Annotated in this window: 15 protein-coding genes; 1 reads left to right on the top strand and 14 read right to left on the bottom strand. The window is 31.2% G+C overall.

Translation table 11 applies throughout. The annotated features are described in order from the left end of the window. Positions 1–65: 65 nt before the first annotated feature. From SOR77_RS06005 to SOR77_RS05970, 8 genes are all read right to left on the bottom strand, one after another. Positions 66–230, bottom strand: a complete 165-nt coding sequence (locus tag SOR77_RS06005; protein ID WP_320636245.1) for a hypothetical protein — start codon at positions 228–230, stop codon at positions 66–68. Between the two features lie 361 nt (positions 231–591). Next, complete coding sequence (locus tag SOR77_RS06000) at positions 592–1,491, bottom strand: RnfABCDGE type electron transport complex subunit B (protein WP_320636244.1); 900 nt, start codon at positions 1,489–1,491, stop codon at positions 592–594. Positions 1,492–1,502: 11 nt separating this feature from the next. After that, positions 1,503–2,081, bottom strand: coding sequence for an electron transport complex subunit RsxA (gene rsxA, locus SOR77_RS05995; protein WP_004821734.1), 579 nt, complete (start codon positions 2,079–2,081; stop codon positions 1,503–1,505). A gap of 2 nt (positions 2,082–2,083) precedes the next feature. Further along, the gene (gene rsxE / locus SOR77_RS05990) at positions 2,084–2,680 is read right to left on the bottom strand and encodes an electron transport complex subunit RsxE (protein WP_320636243.1); all 597 of its coding nucleotides are present in this window, start codon (positions 2,678–2,680) and stop codon (positions 2,084–2,086) included. Between the two features lie 10 nt (positions 2,681–2,690). After that, on the bottom strand, positions 2,691–3,275 hold the full coding sequence (locus SOR77_RS05985; protein ID WP_320636242.1) for an FMN-binding protein: 585 nt from the start codon (positions 3,273–3,275) through the stop codon (positions 2,691–2,693). Continuing rightward, positions 3,275–4,276: an RnfABCDGE type electron transport complex subunit D gene (locus SOR77_RS05980; RefSeq protein WP_320636241.1), complete on the bottom strand. Its 1,002-nt coding sequence runs from the start codon at positions 4,274–4,276 to the stop codon at positions 3,275–3,277. The genes SOR77_RS05985 and SOR77_RS05980 overlap by 1 nt, the downstream gene beginning before the upstream one ends. Before the next feature lie 9 nt (positions 4,277–4,285). After that, positions 4,286–5,617, bottom strand: a complete 1,332-nt coding sequence (gene rsxC, locus SOR77_RS05975) for an electron transport complex subunit RsxC (protein WP_320636240.1) — start codon at positions 5,615–5,617, stop codon at positions 4,286–4,288. A gap of 316 nt (positions 5,618–5,933) precedes the next feature. After that, complete coding sequence (locus SOR77_RS05970; RefSeq protein WP_320636239.1) at positions 5,934–6,122, bottom strand: hypothetical protein; 189 nt, start codon at positions 6,120–6,122, stop codon at positions 5,934–5,936. A 768-nt stretch (positions 6,123–6,890) separates the two neighbouring features. Between SOR77_RS05970 and SOR77_RS05965 the strand changes: the two genes are divergently transcribed. Continuing rightward, positions 6,891–9,242, top strand: coding sequence for a bifunctional dihydroorotate dehydrogenase B NAD binding subunit/NADPH-dependent glutamate synthase (locus SOR77_RS05965; protein ID WP_320636238.1), 2,352 nt, complete (start codon positions 6,891–6,893; stop codon positions 9,240–9,242). A 626-nt stretch (positions 9,243–9,868) separates the two neighbouring features. Here SOR77_RS05965 and SOR77_RS05960 read toward each other — a convergent pair. The 6 genes from SOR77_RS05960 to SOR77_RS05935 form a co-directional block, all read right to left on the bottom strand. Beyond that, complete coding sequence (locus tag SOR77_RS05960; RefSeq protein ID WP_320636237.1) at positions 9,869–10,285, bottom strand: hypothetical protein; 417 nt, start codon at positions 10,283–10,285, stop codon at positions 9,869–9,871. A 119-nt stretch (positions 10,286–10,404) separates the two neighbouring features. Next, on the bottom strand, positions 10,405–10,713 hold the full coding sequence (locus SOR77_RS05955) for an STAS-like domain-containing protein (RefSeq protein WP_320636236.1): 309 nt from the start codon (positions 10,711–10,713) through the stop codon (positions 10,405–10,407). Between the two features lie 2 nt (positions 10,714–10,715). Then, positions 10,716–11,531 carry a hypothetical protein gene (locus tag SOR77_RS05950; protein WP_320636235.1) on the bottom strand — a complete coding sequence of 272 codons (816 nt, stop codon included), beginning with the start codon at positions 11,529–11,531 and terminating at the stop codon, positions 10,716–10,718. Continuing rightward, positions 11,528–11,746 (bottom strand): hypothetical protein, encoded by a 219-nt coding sequence (locus tag SOR77_RS05945; RefSeq protein WP_320636234.1) that lies wholly within the window; start codon positions 11,744–11,746, stop codon positions 11,528–11,530. The genes SOR77_RS05950 and SOR77_RS05945 overlap by 4 nt, the downstream gene beginning before the upstream one ends. Positions 11,747–11,905: 159 nt before the next feature. After that, positions 11,906–12,304: a type II toxin-antitoxin system HicB family antitoxin gene (locus SOR77_RS05940; RefSeq protein WP_320636233.1), complete on the bottom strand. Its 399-nt coding sequence runs from the start codon at positions 12,302–12,304 to the stop codon at positions 11,906–11,908. A 35-nt stretch (positions 12,305–12,339) separates the two neighbouring features. Further along, the coding region (locus SOR77_RS05935) for a type II toxin-antitoxin system HicA family toxin (protein ID WP_320636232.1) at positions 12,340–12,551 on the bottom strand (212 nt) is incomplete at its 5' end.

The raw sequence follows: 12,551 nt of genomic DNA, 5'->3' as shown, positions 1-12,551 counted from the left end.
CAATATTCCCACTATCCTTAATTAAATATTTATCATCACTTAAAATAGATAATTTTTTGCCTAAATTAAAAACCTAAATTAAAAATCTCGTCTTCGCTTAAATTTCTATTAACTCTTAGTTGCACAACTGGTATATCAGCTTTTGGAAACACATGGATTAATACAGACCAAGCTCCGTGGTCAATTCCCCAATCATTATTTACATATATATCATTACCTAAAATTCCCAAAACTTTTTAGTGAGCTCCAATTACCTTTAGGACTATACTCTACTTCATATAACTCTTTTGGGAATCCATATATATCAAAAATTTACTTAGGATTTTTCACACTTTGTAATAGATTCCCACTAGTAAACCCATGTGCTGAAAACATTAAAACTGCCTTTGGTTTACCATATTTATCGATTATTGTATTTCCAATATTCTTAAATTTCGTAGTTATATCATTATCTTAAATTGCAATCATCTGACTGCCATGTCCAACAAACAGTGTAGGCATTTTCATCTATTTCCTTTTTAAAATTTTATATCCTAATTTCAAACATAAAAAAGGGCGAACTATGTCCACCCTACAAATTTTATTTAATTCCTATTTAGTTAAAGCCGCTTCTTCAGCTTGTTTCTTTTTTTCTAAAGCTTCTTGTTTTTTCTTTTCTTGATCTGCTTTACGCTTTTCTTTTATCTTTTCTACTCTTTCAGGATATTCACAGAAAATAGCTCCAGTTGGGCAATATGATACACATATTCCACAGTTTATACATTTTTCATAATCTATACTAGCTAAATTGTTATTTACGTGAATAGCATCTTTAGGACAATTTTTCTCACAAAGTCCGCATGATATACATCCTATTCCACATTTCACTCTAACATCTTTACCAATATCATTTGAGTGACATTCTACAACTGTTTTAGCTTTGTATGGAATTAAGTCAATTAAGTTCTTAGGACATATTTCCACACACTTTTTACATGCTACACAGTTTTCCTTGTCTACTTTTGCAATTCCATCTACTATATGTATTGCATCAAACTCACATACGCTTACACATGAGCCTCCTCCAACACAACCATAATTACAAGCTTTAGATCCTTTTTGGAAATCTGAAATCAATCTGCAGTCAGCTAATCCTTCATATCTGTATTTGTCTTTAGCAACTCCACAAGTTCCTTGACAAAGTACATTAGCTACCATTCTATCAACATCTCCAGCATTTACTCCCATTACATCAGCAACTGCATCGGCAGTATCTTTACCGCCTATTACACATCCTGTTACAGGAGCTTTTCCCTTTGCTATTGCATCAGCTAATCCATCACATCCCGGAAATCCACAAGCCCCACAGTTTGCTCCTGGAAGTGCATTTCTTACAGCAACCATTCTAGCATCTTGCTCAACTGCAAATACCTTAGATGCTATTGAAAGTAAAATTCCAAAAATCGCACCTGTTATACCTAAACAAATAATAGGCAAAATTATTTCATTCATTTTTTAACCCCCTATACAAGTCCTGAAAAGCCTGAAAATGCTAATGCCATAAGACCAGCGCTTATAAGAGCTATAGGAACACCTTGTAAAGCTTTAGGTACTTTTGCATATACAAGTCTTTCTCTTAATGCTGCTATAAGTACAAGAGCTATTGTAAATCCTATTGAAGCACCAAGTCCACTTATTACAGTTTCAATTAAATTATATCCGTTTTGTACATTAAGTACTGTAACTCCAAGAACCATACAGTTAGTTGTTATCAAAGGAAGGAAAACTCCCATTGCAGTATAAAGTGATGGAGATAATTTTTTAATTACCATTTCTACAAATTGTACAAGAGATGCTATTACTAATATAAACATTATTGTTTGTAAGTATCCCAAGCCAAATTTATCTAATATAAAAGTTTGTAAACACCATGTAATTGCAGATGCTATAACAACTACGAAAGTCACTGCTATTCCCATTCCTGTTGCAGTTTCAACTTTTGAAGAAACTCCAAGAAAAGGACAGATTCCCAAGAATTGAGCAAATATGTAGTTGTTAACTAATATTGTAGAAACTAAAATAGTTATAATTGAGCCTAACATTTTTATTCACCCCTTCTTGAAAGTAAAAGTTTAAAACCTGCTATATAGAAACCTAAAAGTATAAATGCCCCTGCCGGTGCTCCCATAAGTCCTATACCAGGATAAGATTCTGGTAAAACTTGTAACCCAAGTAAAGTTCCATATCCTAATAATTCTCTTACAAATCCCATAGCCACGACTGCCATAGTATATCCTATACCAGTTCCCAAACCATCTACTAATGAAGGAATTAATTTGTTTTTATAAGCAAATCCTTCAGCTTCTCCCAATATACAGCAGTTAACAACTATAAGTGGTAAGAAGATACCAAGAGCTTCATATATTGGTGGAAAGAAAGCTTGTAAAACCATTTGAACTATTGTTACAAATGTCGCTATAACTACTATAAAACAAGGTATTCTTATTTTTTCAGGTATTACACCTCTTAGTATAGATACAACTCCATTACTCATTATAAGTACAAATGTTACAGCTATGCCCATTGCTATAGCGCTCATCAAAGAGTTTGTTATTGCTAATACCGAACACAACCCTATCATTTGTATGAATACGGGGTTATTTCTAAAAATGGCATTAATTAATACTTTAGACAATTTCATTTTTATCCCCCTATTCTGCCTTTAATATGTCTTTATAAACTTCAGCTACAATTTTATCCCCTTCAAAAACCGCTTTTGAACTTACTGTAGCTCCTGAAATTTGCATTATTTCATTAGGTGCCTTAGGTTCTTTTGACAAAACTAACTCTTCTGAAACACTCTTTCCCTTATATGAAGATATATATGGTTCTTCAGTAATTTGTGTACCAAAACCTTTAGTTTCTTGGTGAGTTATATTGCTATAACCTAATATTTCGTCACCCTCTATTTTTATGCCTAAAGCATTAGTCATTGCTCCACCAAAACCATTAGTTGTAACATTAACTCCAAACCCTACTTTTTGACCTGCTTTTTCAGCTACAAAAATAGCTTCTATTTCAGGATATTTTTCTTGAATTTTTTCTAGTTTACTCTGATCATATTCTTCAAAGTTATCAGCTTCCTCACCAAAAATTGTCTTATATGAATTAAGTGTTTGTTCAAGTTGTGCTTGAGCTATTACATCAACAGTCATGCTATTTACAAAAGCTAAAAGACCTGCACTAATAGCACAAAATAAAAGTAAAATTGCTCCGAATTTAACTGGTTCGCTCATTATTTCGCCTCCCCATATGCTTCTGTTCTTGTGATTCTATCAATCAAAGGTGTTGCAACATTCATTAAAGCTATTGCATAAGAAACTCCTTCTGGCAAAGAAGCTTTTGCACGAATTACAGCAGTTAGAATACCACAACCAATCGCAAATATTATCTTTCCTTTTGTATTCATTGGTGTAGAAGAATAGTCAGTAGCCATAAAGAAAGCTCCTAGTATTAATCCACCACCTAGTAATTGATAAGGCATATATTCGAATGAAATTCCAAATAACATAAGTACTACGGCAGTTGTTGCTATAAAGATTACCGGAATAAGCGGAGATATAACTTTTCTAACAATTAGATAAAGAGCTCCTATTAATAGAAGTATTGCTGAAGTTTCCCCTATTACACCACCTATATTCCCTATAGCCATATCCATTAAGCTAGGCAATTGTTCAAATGTTCCCGCTTTCATCAATGTCAAAGGTGTTGCATAACTTGTAGCGTCTACTGTAGCGCTACTTGCTACAACTTCAGAAGTCCATTTAGCCATTTCCGGACTTACATAACTAGTCATTAACTTAGCCCAAGAAGCCATTATTACTATTCTAGCTCCGATAGCAGGATTCATAAAGTTTGAACCTATACCACCAAAACATTCTTTTATAACTATTATGGCAAAAATAGAACCGAATGCTGCCATCCACCAAGGTGATGTAGCTGGTAAATTGAATGCTATTAAAATACCTGTTACAACAGCAGATAAATCAGAAATTCTCATTTCCTTATGCGTTAATTTTTGAAAAATAGCTTCAGAGCCAACACATGATATTATACAAACAGCTAAAAGTATTGCTGCTTTACTTCCAAAGAAATAAATACTACCTATCATTGCTGGTACGAGGGCAATTATTACATCCCTCATTATTTTTTGAGTTGTATCATTACTCCTTACATGAGGGGCCAATGATACAAACCTTTCACTATGTGAAGATTGATTTAACTTTGTATTTTCCACAGTACCCTCCTATTTAATAGCTTTAAGTTTAATTTCACGTTTAGCTAATTTAACAGATGGCGCAAGATTTCTCTTTGCAGGACAAACAAATGAACATATTCCACATTCCATACATTGGTCAGCATGAAGTTCATTACAAAAATCTACATCATTGATTAATATAGCTGCATTTATGTCAGTTGGATTTATATTAGCCGGACAATGGTCTACACATCTTGAACATCTTATACATGGAGATTCTTCTGCATAGTTCATTTCTTCATCAGTCAATGCCAATAATCCTGAAGTTGTTTTTGTTATAGGACTTTTTAAATCAAAAACACTCTTACCTGTCATAGGTCCACCACAAACTATTTCTATAGCTTCATCTTTAAGTCCACCACAATAATTTATTATATCTTCAACAGGTGTGCCTATTTTAACTAGCAAGTTTTTAGGTTGTTGAATTCCTTTCCCACTAACTGTAATAACTCTTTCATAAGAAGGTCTTCCTTCTACAACAGCTTCATAAAAAGCTAATGTAGTTCCTACATTAGTTAAGAACACTCCAACATCATTAGTTACACCATTTTGTGGAACAATCCTCCCTAAAACAGCTTCAGATAATCTCTTTGAATCTCCTTGAGGATACTTAGTTTGACAACTTACAACTTTTAAATTAGAAAATCTACTGTTTGAATCTATAACTTCTTTCATCTTTTTAATGGCATCAGGTTTATTTTCCTCTATAGCCATGTATGAAACTTGTTTATTATAAAAATTAGAAAAAATCTTTAACCCCTCAAGTATTTCAGTTGTCTTTTCTAACATTATTCTATGATCGCAAGTTAAAAAAGGTTCACATTCTGCACCATTAATTATACATTCATCCAATGGAGGATTTTCCCCCTTTAACTTTGCATGAAGTGGAAATCCAGCTCCACCCATTCCAACAAGTCCCATCTTCTTTGCATATGGTACAAACTCCTCAACTTTCAACTCGTCATAGTTTTCTATAGGTTTAAAATCAACAGAAGTATTTAGACCATCATTTTCAATTACAACACACTCACAGAACCTACCATCAGCTGTATACATATTTTCTACCTTTGTAACTACCCCAGATACCGAAGAATGAATGTCTGCTGATATAAATGCCTCGCTACTTCCAATAGTTTGACCAATCTTTACTTCATCCCCTTTTTGCACTGTAGGCTTACAAGGTGCTCCTATGTGTTGACTCATAGGTATGTAAACAATTTTGGGCTCCGGCAATCTCTCAATCGAGTTCGCTTCACTAAGCTCTTTATGTTCATTCATGTGTACACCGCCCACTTTAAAAGTGAGATTTGTAGAACTCATTTAATTCACCTCTTATTAAAAAATTTGATAATAACATAACACACTACTATGATTATAACACCTAAAATATTTGTTGTATATTGAGATTGTGAAAAAATAAACTCTTTTTGTGTCTGATATTAATACTTATTTCACCTAAACCATCTTTCTTTTTATGGCTTGCAACTAGATTATCTTCATACGTATATTTTTACTTCTTCTGCATAGGTTCTTATTGTTACTATTTTCCATGCTAAGTAGTCATAGACTGAATATTTATTGTTTTCTACTTGTACAATCCGTATGAATCTACCTTTTGCCTTAATATTATGTTAGGTCATATTTTGATCTTATGGGAAAGAGTTTTTCTTTTTCTTCTATCTTTTGATTTTTTATTAAATTCTATCAATTTTTCTTCTAAATTATATACTTTTGCTTCGTCTATACTTTTAAATTCATATTTTAAAGCAAATACATTACCTGCATCTACTATTTCCTGTTTTCTTTTCCTTTTTTTCCTCTTCAAATATTTGATCTAAAAAGGCATCTATTTCTTTTGTATATTTACTTTTCTTTCTATAGCATTTTAACAATCTCACGGTTAGAATAACCTTCATTTTTTAGTTTGATAATCGAATGTTTGTCCATTAAAATTTTCACTCCTATACATCCACATTATTTCATATGATATTTAATTTTAAAACAAGTGGACCATTTTTCGACTATAATTTGCCGATTTTTGGACCGCTTTTAGATTATCATTTACACTTTCTTAATATATAAATAACAAAGATGTCTTTCATACCATTTCTTAAACTTAAGCTATGCATACAGTTCTATAATATAAAGATTAGGATTTCTTTTATTAAAAGACCTCATTCGTAAAATTTCCTCATCAGTATGAGTATTAGTCTGCTTGCTTAAAAGTCTATTAGACTTATCTTTAAGAAATTCTTTTGTTCCATCTCATTAAAGACACCTTAGAAATTTTATATCTTCTTAAAATATAAAGGCTAGTTAATATACATTTCTATCAGATTTAACAGCATGATATCTTGTATCTAAAATGTGCACAAATATCTTTGTTTTTCTGTATAATTGTATTGCCATGGAATATCTTTTCTTTTTTAAATTTTAGTTAATTTAATTATATAAGATATATCTCTATTTTTCTTTTATTTGGTCTCATATTTATTGTAATACTATATATTCTATAAGTTTTTAACTATATTGATTGTTATTTAAAATTCTAAGAAGTATAATAGAATAGTCTAATTTTTAAAAGAGGTGTTTTATGTATAAAATAATGCGAAAAAAGCTTTTAGCTCCAAACATTTATTTAATGGATGTATATGCTCCAAGAGTTGCCGCATCAGCTCAACCCGGACAATTCATCATAGTTATTACAGACCAGTATTCAGAGAGAATACCACTTACAATATCTGATTATGATATGGAACGAGGCACTGTTCAAATCGTAGTTCAAGCATCTGGACCTTCTACCCAAAAACTTTGTGCACTTGATGAAGGTGCTGAATTAAAAGACTTTGTTGGACCGCTCGGAGTTCCTTCAGAATTTTTAAATGAAGGTATAGAAGAACTTAAGAATAAAAAATATCTTATGGTTGCCGGTGGTGTTGGTACTGCTCCTGTGTATCCTCAAGCAAAATGGTTACATGAACATGGTATTAATGTTGATGTAATTATCGGAGCTAAAAATAGAGAATTTGTTATATTGGAAAAAGAATTAGGTTCTGTATGTGACAATCTATACATATGTACCGATGATGGTAGCTATGGATTTAAAGGTTTGGTTACCGATAAAATAGTTGACTTAATTGAGAATGAAAAGAAAACTTATGACCAATGTGTTTCAATAGGTCCTATGATAATGATGAAATTTGTATGTCTAACAACTAAGAAATATGAGCTTCCTACCATCGTTTCATTAAATCCTATTATGGTTGATGGTACAGGTATGTGTGGAGCTTGTAGAGTTGCAGTAGATGGAGTTATGAAATTTGCATGTGTTGAAGGTCCGGAATTTGATGGACACTTAGTTGACTTTGACTCAGCTATTGCAAGACAAAGACAATTTGCTGATAACACAGACAATTACTTAGACTTAAAGAAAAAAGACCACGACTGCAATATCGACATAGCCATCGCTAAACAACATAAAGAAATTCTTCACGATTTAGAAAAAAGCTTAAATGATAAAGATGATAAAACAGTTGATGAAATTGCAAAAAATGAAAAATTTGATAGATTTACAAGAACTCCTATATCAAATCAAGACCCAGAAATCAGAAGTAAAAATTTTGAAGAAGTTTGTCTTGGTTATACAGAAGAAGAAGCTGTTATTGAAGCTAAGAGATGTTTAAATTGTAAAAAACCTCTATGCGTTGGTGGTTGCCCTGTTTCAATTGATATTCCAGGTTTTATAAAAGAAATTGCAAACCATAATTTTGAACAATCAGCAAAAGTATTGTCACTTTATACAGCACTGCCTGCAGTATGTGGTAGAGTTTGTCCACAAGAAACTCAATGTGAACAAAGATGTATCCTTACAAATAAAGGCGATGCCGTTGCAATTGGAAAGCTTGAAAGATTTGCAGCTGACTATGCAAGAAACAACAATGTAACTCTTTCTGAAAAGCCAAGGTCAAATGGACATAAAGTTGCAATAATCGGTTGTGGCCCTGCCGGTATCTCTTGTGCAGGAGAACTTGCTAAAATGGGATACGACGTAACTATATTCGAAGCCCTACACCAGAGCGGTGGAGTTCTAGTATATGGCATTCCTGAATTTAGACTTCCTGATGAGATAGTAAAACACGAAGTTGAAAATTTAATTAAAATTGGAGTTAAAATTGAAAACGACATCGTCGTTGGAAGAACTGTAACAATCGATTCATTAATTGATGGCGAAGGTTTTGAAGCAATATTTATAGGTTCAGGAGCTGGACTTCCAAGATTTATGAATATCCCAGGCGAAAATTTAAACGGTGTTTATTCTGCAAATGAATTTTTGACTAGAAACAATCTTATGAGATCTTTTGAGAGCGAATACGATACTCCAGTTGTACTTGGTAAAAAAGTTGCTGTTATAGGTGGAGGTAATGTTGCAATGGATGCTGCAAGAGTTGCAAGAAGACTTGGTGCAGAAGTAGATATTGTTTACAGAAGAACTGAAGAAGAACTTCCAGCAAGAGTTGAAGAAGTTCATCACGCAAAAGAAGAAGGAATAAACTTTAAAATGCTAACTGCTCCAGTTGAAATCCTTGGAACAGAAAGTGGTTGGGTTCGTGGCCTTGTAAATGTTCAAAACGAACTTGGTGAACCAGATGAATCAGGCAGAAGAAAACCTGTAACTATTAAAGGTTCAGAATACGAAACTGAATACCAGACAGTTATCATGGCACTTGGTACAAATCCAAATCCTCTTATTTCATCTACTACAGATAATTTAGAAACAAGTAAATGGGGCGGAATTGTTGCAAATGAAGAAGGTCAAACTTCAAGACCAGAAATATTCGCTGGCGGAGACGCTGTAACAGGTTCTGCAACTGTAATCCTTGCAATGGGCGCAGGAAAAGATGCCGCAGTGGCAATTGATAAATATATAAGAAATAAAAATAACTAAAATTAAAGTGATGTTGCAAAGTAGATAATTCTACTCTGCTCATCACTTTTGAGAATATTAAATAATTTGTTTTTGAAAACTATTCCTGATAGGGTAACATTAAAAACTAGAATACTCCCAAAAAGTTGAACCAAAGAGATGAGTACAATATAACTTATAAATATTAATCCAGGTATATTAATAGCTTTATGTATGAGCTCTTCTGATGGAAGCAAAAGTTGAAATTCGCAAATAAATTTGATGTTTTTATAAAGAATATCTCCTATAAATTACAATACCAAATTGAACTACATTACACAAATCATCACTCAATCCTAAATTATTAAGCACCCAACAAAACAATATAAAGGAGTTTTCTAACTGATTTTTAGTGATATTATAGAATCCAATATTTGACATAGAGCCAAAAAAGAGAACCCTTGGAAGTTGGTGTTTCCAAAGGTTCTCTTTTTTTGCATGAAAAATATTTTTATCTCTTTGAGAATTTTAAACGGCTGTATTAGTTGATTTAAAGCCATTTTGTAAATTGTTTGTATATTGCTTATAAAAATTAGTCAGCATTAATCAATATGGTTATGTGATATAAAACAGCCAGAGGATTTATTCCCCTGGCTATTTTATAGTGTTTAGTATTTTTTAATAGGACAATTTAGTTCAAAAATTATATTATCAACTTTAGTCTCTATATTATTAACGCTGAGATTTATATGATTTTTAATTTCTGATTTATCTTTCATTTTATCAATATAGATACTATAGTCATATTTTATATATTCAAATTGCATCTTTATATAAAATATATCGGAACTTATATCTTTATTTAATTGAACTTTACTAATCATCTCAATATAATTATTAATCTTTCGTTGAATTAGAGTATAGTCTTTGTCATCTATTTCTTTCAACTTAGGAAGTTCTTCTAAGATTTTATATAATATTCTTGTAACTTCATTTTTTATGTCAGTATTTCTTTTAGAATTTTCAACATATAAATACCCAAATACAAAAGCAAAGATTAGAGTTAAGATTTCAAAAAAATTCATATAAAAAAATGACTTTCTCTTAATATTATATATAAAAATCAATAAAACTAATATAAATAAAAATATATACAGTAGTGCTTTTAAAGTTTTTAATGGCAATTTAAAAAAATCTTTCATAGTCATCTATTGTTTTTTGTGTATTTTTCAATATCTTGAATTAAACTTGGTTCATCATTAGATATATAAGTTATCTTTTTCAACTCATTATTAGTAAAATATTTACATAATTTACCAAAAGCTTCGTCCAAAAATGACGTAGGATAACCATAAGTCCCATCTAAATTTATAACTATATTTTCTCCTTTGTTAATAGCTTCTTCTATTGCAGGTCTTAATATATCATCTCTAAACTCTTCACCCGAGAAAGAGCTTATTTGTTTATACCTACCACCTGGCGTAGTTGTAAATTCTTTTACATTTACATTCATAATTACTCCTCCACTTTCAATTCCCATTTATATAAAGTCCCTGGAAATCCTTTATGTTTATTTTCTGTAAATATATTTCCATTCTTTTCAATAAAACAATATCCTTTTTGAGATAAAATTTGTAAATTAGAAATTTTACCTTTAACTACACTATTATAAATTTTAGGTAACCCATTACCTCTGTTTCTTTCTTCTGTTTTTGTTCTAAATATACCTAGCAAAGCACTTTCAATTAACTTTGCATCAGTGTTTAATGTCCACTGAAATATTTTCTCAAAGAAATTTTTCTTCATAGTCTGCGGCATTCCTACTCCTGGATCTAGTGCTATAAATTCTATGTGTTTCTCTTTTTTCTCTGCGTAAAAATACCAGTTTTTTTGTTTAAAATTATTATTTGATTTCGGATAAGCATGTTCTACTGCATTGCCAATAATTTCATTTATTATTCCACTTAAATCTTTTGTGTAATGTTTTGCCACATTTATATCTCTTGATATCCAATCATATACAGAAATAAAATCATTCGGCTTATAGTACCCATTTCCGTATTTTATCTGAATCTTATTTTCTGAAGTTTGTAAATTTCCCATATTATTTGTCCTACAATAATTTAAAAATCCAGATTCTATAAACATTCTTTTTACAGACTCTTTAATTGGGACATCTCCAGAATAGTGAATATTTTTGATTGATTCATTTTTATAACTATTTACTATGGCTAATAAGAACATTATACTTTCATTTGTTGCTCGTTCTATATTTTTTAGTTTAAATTTTACACTTAAAGTTTTTATGTCCGTATGAAGTGAAAGTTTCATTTTAATTTCTTTAAGTACATTATGAAAAAATTCATAACTATGTCATAGTTCTCAAAAAGTCTAAAATCTGATGGTAATTCAAATTCAGAAATGATTTTTCTCTTTTTAAGTAAATCATCTTTGATTTTTTCTCTTTTTATTTTTGAAAGCAACCTCATAATCTTTTCAGACTTATGTTTATTGAATTTTCTATATCTCAAGCTTACTTTTTTCATGTATAACACTCCTAATAACTAACTTTATTATACATGACTATTGATATTAAAAAAAGAGCCTAGAGATTTAATCCCTAGGCTTTCTCAATGTGCACATTGGTAGGATAGAAACCCTATCCAGTCCTTTTTTAGTGGGCTGTTAAAACCCTTGTGCAATAATTATATTATATTTAATTCTCTTTTTAAAGCTTCTTGTAAAATAAAAGAAAAGTTTAAATCTTTCTCTCTAGCCATTATGTCTAACCACTGCGGTATTGTTAAATTCTTTTTAATAGCTTTATTATTTATAGCTTTTCTAATTGTCGGCATCCACACATCAACTAGTATAGTTTTTTGATTTTCCGAAGTTGAAATATCTACCAATTTACTTGGTGTTGGAATATCAGATTTTTCTTCCTCTAAATTTTCCATCCATAAACCTAGAACATCTTCAGCCATAATTAAAGCTTCCTCATCATTATCTGCGCAGCTCAAACAACCAGGCAAATCCGGAAAACTGATACTAATACCATCTTCATCATAATCAAAAATAGCTGGATAAATATATCTGTCTTTCATTATAAGTCACCTCAAATCGTTTTAGGGATAAGGGGCTATAATTTAACCCCTGTTTGTTTTTCGATACTCTGTAAAGTTTTTATTGGATAATTATCTCTTGGGTGCGGTATGGTTACTTTCCCCAATTCAGGTTTATCTGGATTGTGCATGTATAAATGACTTCCCCTTGATATTCCTGTCTCAATCCAACCATTTTCATTTAGTATCTTTAACAATTCCCTTGAGTTATAACTCTTCATAAGAAGCG

Origin of the sequence: Peptoniphilus sp. (assembly GCF_034090345.1) — a bacterium.
In the GTDB taxonomy this organism is placed as follows: domain Bacteria; phylum Bacillota; class Clostridia; order Tissierellales; family Peptoniphilaceae; genus Peptoniphilus.
This window is presented reverse-complemented; position numbering and strand designations above follow the sequence as displayed.